14 protein-coding genes are annotated in these 14,449 nt (G+C 60.8%); 8 read left to right on the forward strand and 6 right to left on the reverse strand.

Going from position 1 to position 14,449, the window contains the following annotated elements:
- The first annotated feature begins 110 nt into the window (after positions 1 to 110).
- Positions 111 to 722: a transferase hexapeptide repeat family protein gene (locus IMCC21224_RS23500; protein WP_047998020.1), complete on the forward strand. Its 612-nt coding sequence runs from the start codon at positions 111 to 113 to the stop codon at positions 720 to 722.
- Positions 723 to 840: 118 nt separating this feature from the next.
- On the opposite strand, the gene IMCC21224_RS23505 is transcribed toward IMCC21224_RS23500, so the two are convergent.
- From IMCC21224_RS23505 to IMCC21224_RS23525, 5 genes are read right to left on the reverse strand one after another with little or no spacing between them, the layout of a single operon-like run.
- Positions 841 to 2,448: an acyl-CoA carboxylase subunit beta gene (locus IMCC21224_RS23505; protein ID WP_047998021.1), complete on the reverse strand. Its 1,608-nt coding sequence runs from the start codon at positions 2,446 to 2,448 to the stop codon at positions 841 to 843.
- Between the two features lie 2 nt (positions 2,449 to 2,450).
- Entirely contained in the window at positions 2,451 to 2,954 is a 504-nt protein-coding gene (locus IMCC21224_RS23510; RefSeq protein WP_231582201.1) for a biotin/lipoyl-containing protein, read from the reverse strand.
- The gene (locus IMCC21224_RS23515; RefSeq protein WP_047998023.1) at positions 2,954 to 4,423 is read right to left on the reverse strand and encodes an acetyl/propionyl/methylcrotonyl-CoA carboxylase subunit alpha; all 1,470 of its coding nucleotides are present in this window, start codon (positions 4,421 to 4,423) and stop codon (positions 2,954 to 2,956) included. The genes IMCC21224_RS23510 and IMCC21224_RS23515 overlap by 1 nt, the downstream gene beginning before the upstream one ends.
- Positions 4,420 to 6,234: an acyclic terpene utilization AtuA family protein gene (locus tag IMCC21224_RS23520; protein ID WP_047998024.1), complete on the reverse strand. Its 1,815-nt coding sequence runs from the start codon at positions 6,232 to 6,234 to the stop codon at positions 4,420 to 4,422. The genes IMCC21224_RS23515 and IMCC21224_RS23520 overlap by 4 nt, the downstream gene beginning before the upstream one ends.
- 21 nt (positions 6,235 to 6,255) lie before the next feature.
- Positions 6,256 to 7,041, reverse strand: a complete 786-nt coding sequence (locus tag IMCC21224_RS23525) for an enoyl-CoA hydratase-related protein (RefSeq protein WP_047998025.1) — start codon at positions 7,039 to 7,041, stop codon at positions 6,256 to 6,258.
- Positions 7,042 to 7,177: 136 nt separating this feature from the next.
- Between IMCC21224_RS23525 and IMCC21224_RS23530 the strand changes: the two genes are divergently transcribed.
- From IMCC21224_RS23530 to IMCC21224_RS23555, 6 genes are read left to right on the forward strand one after another with little or no spacing between them, the layout of a single operon-like run.
- Positions 7,178 to 8,392, forward strand: coding sequence for an acyl-CoA dehydrogenase family protein (locus IMCC21224_RS23530; RefSeq protein ID WP_047998026.1), 1,215 nt, complete (start codon positions 7,178 to 7,180; stop codon positions 8,390 to 8,392).
- Between the two features lie 13 nt (positions 8,393 to 8,405).
- Positions 8,406 to 9,605 carry an acyl-CoA dehydrogenase family protein gene (locus IMCC21224_RS23535; RefSeq protein WP_047998027.1) on the forward strand — a complete coding sequence of 400 codons (1,200 nt, stop codon included), beginning with the start codon at positions 8,406 to 8,408 and terminating at the stop codon, positions 9,603 to 9,605.
- An 11-nt stretch (positions 9,606 to 9,616) separates the two neighbouring features.
- Complete coding sequence (locus tag IMCC21224_RS23540) at positions 9,617 to 10,471, forward strand: SDR family NAD(P)-dependent oxidoreductase (RefSeq protein ID WP_047998028.1); 855 nt, start codon at positions 9,617 to 9,619, stop codon at positions 10,469 to 10,471.
- The gene (locus IMCC21224_RS23545; RefSeq protein ID WP_047998029.1) at positions 10,464 to 11,267 is read left to right on the forward strand and encodes an enoyl-CoA hydratase-related protein; all 804 of its coding nucleotides are present in this window, start codon (positions 10,464 to 10,466) and stop codon (positions 11,265 to 11,267) included. Before IMCC21224_RS23540 ends, IMCC21224_RS23545 begins: the two co-directional genes overlap by 8 nt.
- An 11-nt stretch (positions 11,268 to 11,278) precedes the next feature.
- A complete protein-coding gene (locus tag IMCC21224_RS23550) occupies positions 11,279 to 11,761 on the forward strand; it encodes a PaaI family thioesterase (protein ID WP_047998030.1) in 483 nt (160 codons plus the stop codon).
- A complete protein-coding gene (locus IMCC21224_RS23555) occupies positions 11,758 to 12,162 on the forward strand; it encodes a PaaI family thioesterase (protein WP_231582202.1) in 405 nt (134 codons plus the stop codon). The genes IMCC21224_RS23550 and IMCC21224_RS23555 overlap by 4 nt, the downstream gene beginning before the upstream one ends.
- A gap of 18 nt (positions 12,163 to 12,180) precedes the next feature.
- Here IMCC21224_RS23555 and IMCC21224_RS23560 read toward each other — a convergent pair whose 3' ends face one another.
- A complete protein-coding gene (locus IMCC21224_RS23560) occupies positions 12,181 to 13,524 on the reverse strand; it encodes a TetR/AcrR family transcriptional regulator (protein WP_231582203.1) in 1,344 nt (447 codons plus the stop codon).
- A gap of 103 nt (positions 13,525 to 13,627) precedes the next feature.
- On the opposite strand from IMCC21224_RS23560, the gene IMCC21224_RS23565 reads away from it, so the two are divergent.
- Entirely contained in the window at positions 13,628 to 14,389 is a 762-nt protein-coding gene (locus IMCC21224_RS23565) for a glucose 1-dehydrogenase (protein WP_047998031.1), read from the forward strand.
- Positions 14,390 to 14,449: the final 60 nt, after the last annotated feature.

The raw sequence follows: 14,449 nt of genomic DNA on the forward strand, positions 1-14,449 counted from the left end.
TTCCGCAAGCCAGCACCATTCAGGCGTTCGGGTCCCGGCATGACTGTCGATAAACGTCTGACGTCTGGTTCCGGTAACCAGTGGTACCCAACCCACCAAAAGGAGAGATAATGGCGTATTGTTACGAATTCAAAGGGTTCGTGCCCGTTGTGCCCGAGGATACATATGTCCATCCTCAGGCGGTTCTGATCGGAAATGTCATCCTGGGTCATGGATGCTATATCGGACCCGGAGCAAGCCTGCGGGGCGACTTCGGCAGGATCGTGATTGGCGACGGGGCCAATGTGCAGGACAATTGTATCATCCATTCCTTTCCCGGTCGCGACGCGATCGTTGAATCCGACGGTCATATCGGCCACGGCGCGATCCTGCACGGTTGCACAGTGGGTCGGAACGCCCTGGTCGGGATGAATGCCGTCATCATGGATGGCGTAGAGCTTGGTGCGGAATCAATCGTCGGCGCGCAGGCGTTCGTGCGGGGCGAAACGATAGTTCCACCGCGCTCGATGGTGGTCGGATCGCCGGCAAGGGTAATCCGCGACGTCACCGAGAAGGAAGTCGCTTGGAAAACACGCGGAACTGCCGAGTATCAGCAACTCGCGCGCGACTGTCTGGCCGGATTGAAGCCCGTCGAGCCGCTGAAGGCGGTAGAGACCGACAGGCCGCATATGGCCGCCTCCGACGTCGTATCCATTCAGGAGGCGCGGCAGAAGCCATCCTGACCTGTCCGGCAAACCGGACAGGTCAGGGTTCCCGCGTGCCTCAAAAGCCCCCGTTGGCATCGCCTTGACGCGGGACGGCAACTCCGTAATCCAGTGTGCCGCCCTGCCCTTCAAGCCGTCACAGCCGGAATATCCCGTAATGCGGATCGTCGATCGGCGCGTTCAGCGCAGCCGAGATCGACATGCCGAGCGCGTTGCGCGTGTCCGCCGGGTCGAGAATGCCGTCATCCCACAATTCCGAGGTCGAGGTATAGGCCTCGACATCGCGCCGGAACTTCTCCAGCACCGGGTCACGGATCGCGGCGATTTCCACTTCGGTCAGTTGCTTGCCTTCGCGTTCAAGCTGCCGGATCTTGACGTCGGCCATGGTGTTGGCGGCCTGATCCGCCCCCATTACGCCGATTTCCGCCTGCGGCCACATGAACAGCGTGCGCGCATCCCAGGCCCGCCCGCACATGCCGTAATTGCCGGCCCCGTAGGACGCATTGGCAATCACGGTGAACTTGGGCACGACCGAGCCGCCCTGCGCCATCAGCATCTTGGCGCCGTCCTTGGCGATGCCGCGTTCCTCGTATTCGCGGCCGACCATGTAGCCGGTGATGTTCTGAAAAAAGACCAGTGGCGTACGGTTCTGGTTGCATAGCTGCATGAAATGCGCCGCTTTAAGCGAGCTGTCGTTGAACAGCACCCCGTTGTTGGCGAGGATGCCCACTTTGTAGCCCCAGATGTGGGCAAAACCGCAAATCATCGTGGTTCCGTAATCCGGCTGGTATTCGTGAAACCGCGAACCGTCCACGATTCGGGCAAGAACCTCGCGCATGTCGAACTGGGTCTTCCGGTCCTTGGGGATGATCCCGTAAAGTTCCTTGGGATCGTAATAGGGCTCCTCATGCGCCGCCGTTTCGATGATGGTTTTTGGCATACGCTTCCACTGACTGACAATCTCGCGCGCCAGTGCAAAGGCGTGCTGTTCTGTGGCGGCGCGATAATCTCCCGTCCCCGAGACAGAGGTGTGCATCACCGCGCCGCCAAGTTCCTGCACGCCGACCTCTTCGCCGGTGGCCGCCTTGACCAGTGGCGGACCGCCCAGAAAGATCGCCCCGGTGCCCTCGATGATGATGTTGTAATCGCTCAGCGTCGGCACATAGGCGCCGCCCGCGGTGCAATGCCCGCCAACGATGGCAATCTGCGGGATATTGGCCTGGCTCAGCTTGACCTGGTTGCGAAACACCCGCCCGCCCAGATAGCGGTCGGGAAACACGCCGTGTTGCAGCGGCAGGAAGCCCCCGGCGCTATCGCAGATATGGACGACCGGCAAATGGTTCTCAAGCGCGACATCCAGAAGCCGCACGATCTTTTTGACGGTATGCGGATACCAGGCACCACCCTTGACGCTCGCATCGTTGGCGTGGATGGCCACCTCGCGGCCCTGCACGATGCCGATGCCCGTCACCACGGCGGCACCGGGCACGGCGCCATCATATTCGCGGCAGGCGGCCAGCGTCGAGAATTCAAGAAACGGCGTGCCCGGATCGAGCAGCAGCTTCAACCGCTCGCGCACGCCCAGTTTGTTCTGGCGTGCCAAGCGGTCGATGTCCCGTTGGGGCCGCTCGAAACGCGCCGCGTGCTGGCGAGCGTGAAACTCCTTCAGCCGTTCGGACATGGCGGCAAAATTGGCCTTGTAGTCGGCGGCATTGGTGTCGATGTGGCTTTCGATCCGGCGCATTGTCACTCCTCCTGCGGGGTCAGCTGGGCAAGGACGGCCTTTAGGCCGAAACTGTCACCCGCGGTAAAAGGCATTTCGGCAACCACACCGTCGCGCGGCGCGGTCAGGGTGGTTTCAAGCTTCATGCTTTCGATGACCAGAAGCGGCTGGCCTTCTGTAACGGTGTCTCCGGGCTTAACCGCCACCGAAACGACGACCCCCGGCATCGGCGCCAACAGTCGATCACCCCCTGCAGCGCCCTGCCTGCCGGCAAGCCGGTCGTCGGGATCGACCCTCCCAACCTCGAAGGTGCGCCCGTTCAAATGTATGAAGGTAGATTCCGACCCGACCGCCAGCCGCAACTCATGCGCCCGCCCCCCGGTCCGCAGCACATGTGCGCCCGGCGCCCCGGTCGGGTCCAGTTGGCAGGGAACTGCGCCATCTGGCATGTTCAGGACAAAGCGGCTGCCATCATGGGTTAGCCAGCATTCGGCCTCATGGCTGGCGATCATGAATATTCTGCGCATCAGTTTCTCCACCCGCCCATCTTGCGGTGCATTTCGGGTATCTGCATCACATCGGTCACCAGACGTTGATCAGACAGGGCCGCCGCCGCCATAAGCAGGGTGGATACATCCTCGCCCGGCGCGGTCAGCACATCCGCCTGTTCGGCTAGAAACCCGGTTGAAACATCGCCCGACGCAAAATCGGGATGTGCAAGGATCGCGTCCAGATAGCCGGTGTTGGTCGTCACCCCGAGGATGACGTAATTCTGCACGGCGTTCCGCGCACGGGCGATGGCCTGTGCGCGATCTGCCCCATGCACGATCAGTTTGGACAGCATCGGGTCGAAATCGGTCGTGACCTTGCCGCCGTCCCGAATGCCACTGTCCACACGGATACCCTCACCGTGGGGTTCGTCCAGCAGCAGGATATCCCCGATCGCGGGGCGGAAATCGGCCGTCGCGTCCTCGGCACAGATGCGCAGCTCAATCGAATGGCCGGTCTGCGGAATATCGGCCTGCGCCGCGCTCAGCCCCTCGCCCGCCGCGATACGCAACTGCTCGGCGACCAGATCGAAGCCCGTGACCATCTCGGTCACCGGATGTTCGACCTGAAGGCGGGTGTTCATTTCGAGAAAGTAGAAGGCCCCGTCCTGCGCATAGATGAACTCGACGGTTCCGGCACCCCGATAGTTGACGGCGCGCGCAATTCTGGCGGCGGTTTCGCAGATCTCGTCCCGTTGTTCGGGCGAAAGCGCGGGCGAGGGCGTTTCCTCGATGATCTTCTGGAACCGGCGCTGGATCGAGCATTCGCGCTCCCAGAAATGGACCACGTTGCCCTGCCCGTCGCCCATCACCTGCACCTCGATATGGCGCGGACGTTCGATATAGCGTTCGACGAAGAGACGACCGTCGCCGAAATACCGCTCGCCCTCGCGGCGCGCGGTGGCGATCTCGGTCTCCAACGTGCTGTCCTCGCGCACGATGCGCATGCCCTTGCCGCCGCCCCCCGCCGAAGGCTTGATCAGCAGCGGATAGCCCAGGGTGCGGGCGCGTTCGACAAAACTCGCCGGATCGTCATCCTCGATCGCCGAGGGGGCAACCGGAAAGCCGCGCGCCTCGACAAAGGCGCGCGCGCGGACCTTGTCGCCCATCAGGTCGATGGTCTCGGAGGTCGGGCCGACAAATGTCACACCGGCCTCTTCCAGCGCCGCGACGAAACCGGCATTCTCCGACAGAAAGCCGTAGCCGGGATGCACCGCATCCGCGCCGATCTTTCTTGCGGCCGCAACGATCTGCGGAATATCGAGATAGGCCGCTACAGGCGTCGGGCCGTCGATCATCACAACCTCATCCGCGATCAGATGGGCCGGCCCATCTTGTTCGGCGACGTGGCGCAACACAGCCGTCGCAAGGCCGCGGGCCTTGGCGGTGCGCAACACGCGCGCCGCGATTTCACCCCGATTGGCGACCAGGAGTTTTGAAATAGTCATGGTATTACCCTCTTGTTCGGGTCCGGGGTGTTCAGCCCGTCGCGCGCGGCCAGGTCGGCCGGCACGGGAATTTCGATATCCAGCAGCATCTGGGCAAACCCCTTGCCTTGCGGATCGATGCGGACCGAGGCGATGCCGCCCCCGCCCAGCGATTCGTGCAGCAGGAAATTCAGCGAATGGCTTCCCGGCAGGTCGAACCGCTCGACCTTGCCTTCGCAGACATGGGAGAAATAGTCTTTTACCACCTCTTCGCTGAGAGCCGACCGGATAAAAGGCAGGTAGTCTGGCTTGCGCGCCAGGATACCGATATTGGCGATATCCCCCTTGTCGCCCGACCGTCCCCAGGCCAGATCGACGAGGCGCACCTTGACCGCGTCCGGACCGGGCTCGCGGCTCTCTGCGGGCGGTGCGGCAGGCGGATCGAGGTGGACTGGCCTGGTGGCCACGGTGACGGGAACATCCTGGCCGTCGACCTCGACTGCGACGGGGGTGTCGGCCTTGTCCTGCAGGAACGAGAACAGGCGTACCACCGGCTGCACCTTGGGCCGCCCGGCAAAGAACCCGGTCAGCCCCTGCGCAGTCGAGATGGCCATCGGTGCGATCTCGCCGGCGAAGATGTTGAGCGCGGCGCGGTCGTCGTGCGTCACGCCGATCTTGATCACCACCTCGCGGGTCTGCGCCCGCGCGTTGGCGCCGTAAGCCGCCTCTGCCCCCAGCACTTCGACGCTGACCTGCCGGAAATCGGACAGGTTTCTTTCACGGAAGATCCGGCGGCAACGGGTAACGATGGCCTCGGCCACGCGCTTGCCCTTGGCCGGCGCGTTGATGGCCGCCAGGGTCAGGGAGGAAACCGCGCGCCAGCCATCGGCATGGGTCGCCGACACCTTGTAGCTGCCGGTACGCCCGAGACCCTTGCCGCCTTTGACCAACACCCGATCCGGCCCGACCTGGTCCAGCGTGACCTGCGACCAGTCGCAGATCACGTCGGGCAGCAGGTAGGCGCGCGGATCGCCGATTTCATAGAGCATCTGTTCACCGACCGAACCCGGCACAACCAGCCCGCCCGTCTCTGGTGTTTTGGTCATGACAAAACTGCCGTCTTCCGACACTTCGACGATGGGCATCCCCATGTCGTCCCAGCCCGGTACGTCCTGCCAGTCGGTGAAGTTGCCACCGGTCCCCTGGGGGCCGCACTCGATCAAATGGCCCGCCAACGATCCCTGGCTGAGCTTGTCCCAATCATCGTCGCCCCAGCCAAATTCATGCATCAGCGGGCCGAGCGCCACTGCGCTGTCTGCACAGCGCCCTGTGATCACGATGTCGGCTCCGGCATCCAGCGCCGCCGCGATGGGGCGGGCGCCCAGATAGGCGTTCATGCTCCAGATATCGTCTGGAAACGCGACGCCCGAGAACATCTCCGTCTGACCACCGGCGCGGATATCGTCGGCCCGCGCCGACAAATCATCGCCCAGCACAACACCGATGGACACATCTATCCCGGCCTCGGCGGCGACTTTAGCCAGCGCATCGCGGCAGCCACGCGGGTTCACACCCCCGGCATTGGCAACGACCTTCATCCCCTTGGCCTTGATTTCCGACAACCAGGGTGCCAGCGCCTTGACGAAATCCGGCGCATAACCCGCATCGGGCGACTTGGCGCGGGCTCGCGCCATCAGCGACATCGTCACCTCGGCCAGATAGTCGAACACCAGATAGTCGATCTCGCCTTTGGAGACCAGCTGACCGATCGCTTCAGGCGTATCGCCCCAGAATCCCGATGCGCATCCGATACGCAGTTTTCGATCCGACATGTGCTTCTCCTCTCCGCTTGATCAGCGGCCTGTCCATTCAGGTTTGCGTTTCGCAATGAAGGCGGCAAAGCCCTCGCGCGCATCTTCTGTCTGCGCAACTCGTGGCAACAGGGTTTCGGCAAAGCGCATCTGCTGCGCATAGGTCATGTCTTCCATCGCGTGGCAGGCGTATTTTCCCAGCCGGATCGCGGTAGGCGACTGCGCGGCAATCTGCGCGACCAACTCCGCAACCTTGTCATCCAGCCCGGCAGTATCTGTCACATGGTTGACCAGATCATAGCGCAAGGACTCCTCGGCGGTCAGAGGAACGCCGGTGATGAACATCTCCATCAATCTGCGCCGGGGCAACATGCGGATCATTGGCGGAACGATAGTCATCGGAAACAGACCCACCTTCACTTCAGGCGTTCCGATTCGGGCATGATCGACCATCACGGCCAGATCGCAGGCACAGATGATGCCCGCGCCCGCGCCCATGGCCACACCGTTGATGCGCGCGATGGTTGGCTTTCGGCAGGCTTGTATGGTTTCGAACAATTGCCCGGCGAAATGGTCCGGATAGGCCGGGTCCTGAACAAATGGGCCACCTTCGGCACCCGCCTTGATGTCGCCGCCAGCGCAGAAGGCACGCTCGCCCTCGCCGGTCAGGACGATCACCCGGCATTCCGCGTCGGCCTCGGCCGCCAGAATTGCGGCAATCAGACCCTCTGCCACTTCGCGGTTCAGGGCATTTCGACTGTCAGGGCGGCAGATCGTGATGCGCACCTCATACCCCCGCGACTGCGAACGAACGACATTCTCCACCATTTCCAAGATATCCCCCGTTTTCTGGCCGAACTTGCCTGCAACGTCAGGTCGCGAAAAGCTTGCCTTGAACTATTTTCTAACATGTGTTTGATTTTGGTCAACGCTGTAGATGACATTTTGTTCGGGAGGAAAAAGTATGACCAGTCAGAATGAACTTGCCATGGCTGATCTGGCGGCCATCAGGGCGAATTATTCGCTGACCGATGAGCAGCGCCAGATCGTTGATCATGTTGATCGGGTGTCGCGCGAGGTGCTTCACCCGCTACAGGCACGCATGGACCAAGAGGATTGGTGGCCTGACGATCTTTTCAAGCAGATGGGCGAACTTGGTCTTCTGGGGATCACGGCCCCGGAGGCTTTGGGCGGATCGGGCCAGAACGAGTTTACCCAGGCGTTGGTGTCTGAGGTGATTTCGAAGTGGAACCCCGCCGTCGGCCTGTCGCATGGTGCACATGACAACCTGTGCCTGAACAACCTGCTGCGCAACGGCTCCGAAGCGCAGGTGAAAAAATATGTGCCGGGGTTGTGTTCGGGCGATCTGGTCGGCGGGCTCGGGCTGACCGAGCCCGGCGCGGGATCCGATGCGCTTGGCTCCATGGCCACCACCGCCCGGCGCGACGGCGACGACTATGTCATCAACGGCTCGAAGATCTACATCACCAACGGTCCCATTGCCGATGTGATCCTGCTCTATGCCAAGACCGACAAATCCAAAGGCGCCAAGGGCATTTCGGCCTTCATCATCGAAACCGACAATCCCGGGTTCAAGGTGGCGCAGAAACTAGACAAGATGGGTTTTCGCGGCTCACCTACGGGCGAGCTGGTGTTCGAGGATTGCCGCGTTCCGGCATCAGCCATGTTGGGGGTCGAAAACTCTGGCGTTGCAGTGGTGATGAGCGGGCTTGATCTGGAACGCGCGATGGTCGCTTCGGTCTGCGTCGGCATGGCCGAACGTGCGCTTGAACTGGGTCTGGAATACGCGAAGATGCGCGAACAATTCGGCAAGCCGATCGCCAGCTTCCAGATGATGCAGTCGAAACTGGCCGAGATCTACACCGAGGTCGAAACCGCTCGCGCCTTCAGTTATCGTGCCCTGGCGGCCTGTGTCGGCTTGCCGAAGGGTGCTGGGGGTCGCGGCGAGATCCACAAGCTGACCGCGGCCGCCTGCCTTTACGCAGGCGAGGCCTTTAACAAGGCCGTCACCGAAGCCTGCCACATCCACGGCGGCTCGGGCTACATGCAGGACACCGAGATTAACCGGCTGTTCCGCGCCAACAAGTTGCTGGAGATCGGCGCGGGCACCAGCGAAGTGCGCAAGATCATCATCGCCGAAGAACTTTTGCGCGCCTGAGGGGGACGAGACCATGAACAAGCAACTGCGCAACGACATCAATCTGCCAACACATTTCATGACGGACGAACAGCAGGCATTGGCCGATCAGGCCGGAAAGTTCTTCTTTTCCGAGTTCCACCACCTGAACGCGGAAATGGACGACACCGACGACCTGCCGCCTTCGGTCTTTCCCAAGCTGGGAGAGATGGGCTATCTCGGCCTCAACGTACCGCCGGAATTCGGCGGCGCGGGGCTCGACTTCACCTCGGCCTGCATCATCACCGAACAGCTGTCGCGCGCCTCGGCGGCCATCGGGTTGACCCATGTCGCGCATGACAACCTGTGCGTCAACAACATCTACCGAAACGCCAATGACGATCTGCGCCGCAAGTATCTGCCCGGCCTGTGCAACGGCACGCTGGTGGGCGCGCTTGGCCTGACCGAACCGGGCGCCGGGTCGGATGCGCTCGGCTCGATGCGGACCACGGCGAAGAAGGATGGCGATGACTATATCCTGAATGGCACCAAGATATATATCACCAACGGGCCGATTGCCGACTTGGTGCTGGTCTATGCCAAGACCTCGCCCGAAAAGGGCGCCAAGGGCATTTCCGCCTTCATCGTCGAAACTGACACGCCCGGCTTCAAGGTGGCGCAGAAGCTCAACAAGATGGGTTTTCGCGGCTCGCCCACGGGTGAGCTGGTGTTCGAGGATTGCCGGGTGCCCGCGAAGAACATGGTCGGCAAGCTGGACGGCGGCGTTGCGGTGACAATGTCGGGGCTGGATCTGGAGCGCGCCATCGTCTGCTTCAATGCCCTGGGGATTGCGCAGCGGGCGCTGGATATTTCCATCGATTACGCCAAGACGCGCCAGCAGTTCGGCAAACCGATCGCCAGTTTCCAGATGGTGCAGGCGATGCTGGCCGACATGTATACCCAGATCGAGGCGGCGCGCAGCCTGTCGCTGAAGACGGCCGCCATGTGTGAGGGGCTGGAAGAGGGCGAAGGCGGGCGCGGCGAAATTCACAAGCTGACCGCTGCGGCGATCTTCAAGACCGCCGCGGCGACGTCCTTCGTGCTGGACAAGGCGGTGCAGATCCACGGGGGGTCGGGCTACATGCGTGATACCGAAGTGAACCGCCTCTACCGCACCGGACGTGTGCTGGAGGTCGGCGCGGGCACCCAGGAGGTGCGCAAGCTGATCATCGCCGGCGAACTGCTTAAAAACTGAGGGGGCAGAACATGAGCGAAGAAAAAGCACGGCGTTACGCGCCGGATCTCATGGCGGGCCAGGTGGCTCTGGTCACCGGATCCGGCTCGGGGATGGGCCGGGCAACGGCGCTGGAAATGGCCTCCTGCGGGGCCAGGCTGGCCCTATTCGCGCGCCGCGAAGGGCCGCTGGAGGAGACCGCCGAGATGATCCGCGCGGCGGGTGGCGAGGCCTTTGTCGTGCCAGGCGACACCCGTGACGCGGACAGTATCGAAATAGCGATGGGGCGCATCAAGGACCATTACGGGCGGCTTGATGTTCTGGTGAACAACGCGGGCGGCCAGTATATCGCAGCCGCGCGCGACATCACCAACAAGGGCTTCGAGGCTGTGATCCGCAACAACCTGATAGGATCGTGGCAGATGACACGCGCCGTGGCCGATCATTTCATGTATGAAAACGGCGGCTCCATCGTCTTCGTGACTGCGATTTCAGCGCGCACCGCGCTCACCGGGTTCACCCATACCGTCGCCGCGCGCGCCGGCGTGACGGGCATGATGAAGACCTTGGCCGCCGAATGGGGCGAATACGGGATCCGTCTGAACTGCGTTGCGCCGGGAACGATCAAGACAGAGGCGCTTGGCCGCTATCCCATTCCGACGGAGCGCTGGAAACAGCTCAACCGCTCGGTCCTGAACCGGATGGGCGCGGCGGAGGACATCGCCGGGACGATCATTTTCCTCGCATCCAAATTGGGGAATTTCATGACCGGCGAAGACATCTATGTAGACGGCGGGGAAACCCTGCACATGGGTCACGATGCCCGTGACATGATAAACCCTGACATGTTCGAGAAACGCGAACGAGGAGATGGAAAAAATGAGTAACCCCCCCGTCGTTCTGGAAATTTCCGACAGGATAGCCACGGTCACGCTGAACGATCCGGAACGTCGCAACCCGATCACCGGAAACGACATGATCGCCGCGCTTCTGGACGCGTTTGCAAAAGTGCAGGCCGACCCGCAGGTCAGCGTCATGATCCTGACCGGTGCCGATCCGGCCTTCTGCGCCGGCGGCGACATCAAGGAGATGAACGATCCCGACAGCATCTTTCGCAAGGAACCGCTTGCGGCGGCGCAGAGCTATGTCGATGGGGTGCAGCGGCTGCCTCTGGCGCTCTACAATCTCGACGTTCCTACCATCGCCGCGGTCAACGGCGCGGCGGTCGGCGCGGGATGCGACCTGACGATGATGTGCGACATGCGCGTCGCCTCGGACAAGGCGCGGTTCGGCGAAGTCTTTTTGAACCTCGGAATCATTCCGGGCGATGCGGGCAGCTGGTTCATGCTGCGCCGTCTGGGCCATCAGAAAGCTGCCGATCTGACCTTCTCGGGCCGCATGATCGATGCCGCCGAGGCCCTGGAAATGGGAATGGTGCTGGAGGTCGTGCCGCATGAGAAATTGATGGACCGCACCCGCGAACGCGCCGCCGTCATCGCATCGAAGCCGCCGCGCGCGGTGCGGATCGCAAAGCGTCTGATGCGCAATGCCGAACGGATGGATCTACCAGATTTCCTGAATTCCGCGGCGGCCTATCAAGCGCTCATGCATCAGACTGAAGACCACCACGAGGCGGTCGCTGCCTTTATCGAAAAACGAAAACCGAATTTCACGGGTCGCTAAAGGAAGATCACATGTCCGATATCACCAAGAGGAAGATGGAGCAGATCGCGCAGATGTGGAATGCGCGCGGCAAGGGTCTGATAAAGCATATGGCACTCCAGATCGAAGAGGTCTCGACCGAAGGCGTTCGAGTTCGGATGCCGTTCAATCCGGAGTTTTGCGTCGACGCGGATCAAACGCGGCTTCATGGTGGCATCCTGACGGCTCTGCTGGACAGTGTGTTCGGTCTTGCAAACTTTGTGGCAATCGAGGGCGTCAGCACCATGGCCACTCTTGACCTTAGGGTTGATTACCTGCGGCCCGCTCGATCGCGCGCGGACGTCATCGTTCGCGCGCATTGTTTTCGGGAAACCCGCCATATCGCCTTCAATTCGGGCAGTATCTGGTTTGATGGCCATGAGAATGCGGAAATTGCACGTGGAGTCGCATCATTCGCATTGACCCGTGGAGACTCCAGCCTGTTTGACGCGTTGGAAAAAGGAGAGCCATCGTGATCAACTTGCAAGCCGTCAATGCAAATGTATCCCGCGTGCCGTTCTTCCGTTTTCTCAACTTCGAGGTTCAGAGCGTGGACAGCTGCCACGCCGAAACCGAGATGACCTTTGTAGAACGCCACATCGGAAACCCAGTCATGGACTACTACCATGGCGGGATCATCGCGAGCTTCATGGAAGCGACCGCCGCTATCGCAGTTCATCCCGATTTCGCGGACGTTCCGGCAAAGCCGATCAATCTGACCGTCGATTACCTCCGACCTGGCGTGAAGGGATCGCTTTATGCCCGTGCTAATGTTACCCGCAAGGGCAAGCGGATGGCGAGCGTCAGCGTGATCACGTGGCAGACGGACCGGGAAAAGGCGGTTGCGGAAGGGCTGTACCACTTCCTTCTGGTTTGATCGCAATGGCTGCGCTCATCAGGCTCGCGCGACGTTCTCCCTGTCGCAGATCCCTTCAAGAAGCAGCTTGATGAGCATGCCAGAGAACTCAGACAATGAAAGATACCCCGAGCTTCCCTCCTTGTTGGGATCAAACCATTCCACCGTCCAGTTCAAGGCGCCCAACATCACCTGGCGCAGAGGGACAATCTTGATGTCAGATCTTATGGCATCGGCCTCTTGCGCTTCGCGAAGAACCCTGTCCCAGAGATGCCCATACTCATGACGAATATCCCTGTGTCTCTTCCTTAAATGATTGGGCAGCATCCCATAGCTTCTGATGTTCGCAGACGTGAATTCGCTTGCCTTGAAGAGAAAATGTAAATGCGTCCAAATCGCAGTTGCGATCCTAGCATGATGGTCGATTGGCGCATGAAATTCTTGGACTGCTGCGGTGACCCCAGATAGCAAATCGCTCAAGCCGGCGTTCAGAACCTCGTCCACTATCGCGTCTTTGGATTTGAAATGGTAATAGACGCTGCCCGCCTTCATATCCGCTTCATCCGCGATCTGTCTTAGCGTGGTCGCCTTGTACCCTTTGTCTCTAAGAACGCGCGCCGCGGCCCTCAGGATTTCGGCGCGGGTTTTTGCGGCCTTGCCGATGGTGTCTTGCTCTTCAACAGAAGCGGCTACGTCGCCCGCCTTCTGGCCGTCTACGTCAGCCCGGTGACTGGGACACATACCGTCAAGTATCAGTTTGCTCATACGTTCTGCGAGGATATGAACCGGATACTGGTCCATTTTATACCATTCGACGGTCCAGTTCATGGCGCTCAATATGAACTGCCGGATCGCCGTAACGGAAATGTCGTTTCTCAGGGTGCCATAGTCTTTGGCATCCTGCAGAAAGCTGCTCCATACCCCGGCATAGGAGGCACGCAACTCACGGTGTGGGGCGCGCGCTTCATCCGACAGCATCGGATAGTTCCGGATATTGGCGGAAGTGAAGTCGCTGTCGGTCAGAAGATAGGTCAGGTGGGTTTCGATAAGCAAAGCGAAGGTCTTGCGAAATTCTTCGGGGCGCTGCTTTGTCGCGCGGACGATTTCGCAGACCTTCTCGTAAAGCTGCCGCACACCAAGTTCGAGAACCTCGCTCAAAATCTGGTCCTTGGATTGGAAATGATAGTAGATGCTTCCGGCTTCTATCCCTGATCCATGGGCAATGTCGCGCATCGTCGTCGCGTAAAAGCCATCGTGCCGAAAAAGTCGGGCAGCCGTAGCGAGGACGTCCCCCCGCGTCCTTTCGGACTTGCTCAGGTCATCTTCGATTTTATCGACCACATCGAGTCCTCGCATCATCCGCGACCGATACTTGTCGCCCATAAGGATGTCCATTGCAATAAATCTAACAAGCGTTAGAATGTACGAAAGGACGCCTCGAATCAAGTTCTTTGCGAAGGTGTTAGCGGAAGAGGAGGACATCCATATGCGAGGATTAAATGGAAAACGTGTCATCGTGACGGGTGGCGGCAGCGGAATCGGGCGCGCGGTGTGCGAACGTTTCGGCGAAGAAGGTGCCGAGGTTGCGATCTTCGACATGAATGAAGGCGGCGCGCAGGAAACGGCCCGTCTGATCCAGAGCGGCGGAGGAAAAGCCCAAGCTTACAGGGTGGACATCACCGACCGGGCTGAGGTGGACAAGGCTGTGGCCGCGTTCGAGGCTGGTGGCCCGATCGACGTGCTGGTGAACAACGCCGGCTGGGATGTGATAAAACCGTTCCTCGACAGCGATGCGGATCTGTGGAAAAAGGTCATCGACATCAACCTTTATGGTCCGCTGAACATGCACCACGCGGTGTTGCCCGGCATGGTCAATAACGGCGGGGGCCGCGTGGTCAACATCGCCTCCGACGCCGGTCGTGTCGGGTCTTCGGGCGAAGCCGTTTATTCGGCTTGCAAGGGCGGCATCATCTCGTTCACCAAAACCGTGGCGCGGGAACTGGCGCGCAAGGGCATTCAGTTGAACGCTGTCGCCCCCGGCCCGACCGATACGCCGCTGTTTGCTCAGGTTGCCGAGGGCGAGGCCGGTCAAAAGATCGCCGAGGGTCTCAAGCGGGCGATTCCGATGAAGCGTCTGGCGCAGCCGACGGATTATCCTGGCATCATCTGCTTCCTGTCGTCCGACGACGCCGGTTTCATCACCGGCCAGGTGATCTCGGTTTCCGGCGGCTTGTCGATGCACGGTTGACCGTGGGCGGGAGTGCCTGTCACAAGGTATTGCCGTCACGCCGTGTCCAGGGTTACCTCC

Source organism: Puniceibacterium sp. IMCC21224 (assembly GCF_001038505.1).
Lineage (GTDB): Bacteria > Pseudomonadota > Alphaproteobacteria > Rhodobacterales > Rhodobacteraceae > Puniceibacterium.

Coding starts and splice junctions, on each gene's coding strand:
- IMCC21224_RS23500 (WP_047998020.1), top strand. CDS start 111: ATGGCGTATTGTTACGAATTCAAAGGGTTCGTGCCCGTTGTGCCCGAG.
- IMCC21224_RS23505 (WP_047998021.1), bottom strand. CDS start 2,448: ATGCGCCGGATCGAAAGCCACATCGACACCAATGCCGCCGACTACAAG.
- IMCC21224_RS23510 (WP_231582201.1), bottom strand. CDS start 2,954: ATGCGCAGAATATTCATGATCGCCAGCCATGAGGCCGAATGCTGGCTA.
- IMCC21224_RS23515 (WP_047998023.1), bottom strand. CDS start 4,423: ATGACTATTTCAAAACTCCTGGTCGCCAATCGGGGTGAAATCGCGGCG.
- IMCC21224_RS23520 (WP_047998024.1), bottom strand. CDS start 6,234: ATGTCGGATCGAAAACTGCGTATCGGATGCGCATCGGGATTCTGGGGC.
- IMCC21224_RS23525 (WP_047998025.1), bottom strand. CDS start 7,041: ATGGTGGAGAATGTCGTTCGTTCGCAGTCGCGGGGGTATGAGGTGCGC.
- IMCC21224_RS23530 (WP_047998026.1), top strand. CDS start 7,178: ATGACCAGTCAGAATGAACTTGCCATGGCTGATCTGGCGGCCATCAGG.
- IMCC21224_RS23535 (WP_047998027.1), top strand. CDS start 8,406: ATGAACAAGCAACTGCGCAACGACATCAATCTGCCAACACATTTCATG.
- IMCC21224_RS23540 (WP_047998028.1), top strand. CDS start 9,617: ATGAGCGAAGAAAAAGCACGGCGTTACGCGCCGGATCTCATGGCGGGC.
- IMCC21224_RS23545 (WP_047998029.1), top strand. CDS start 10,464: ATGAGTAACCCCCCCGTCGTTCTGGAAATTTCCGACAGGATAGCCACG.
- IMCC21224_RS23550 (WP_047998030.1), top strand. CDS start 11,279: ATGTCCGATATCACCAAGAGGAAGATGGAGCAGATCGCGCAGATGTGG.
- IMCC21224_RS23560 (WP_231582203.1), bottom strand. CDS start 13,524: ATGGGCGACAAGTATCGGTCGCGGATGATGCGAGGACTCGATGTGGTC.
- IMCC21224_RS23565 (WP_047998031.1), top strand. CDS start 13,628: ATGCGAGGATTAAATGGAAAACGTGTCATCGTGACGGGTGGCGGCAGC.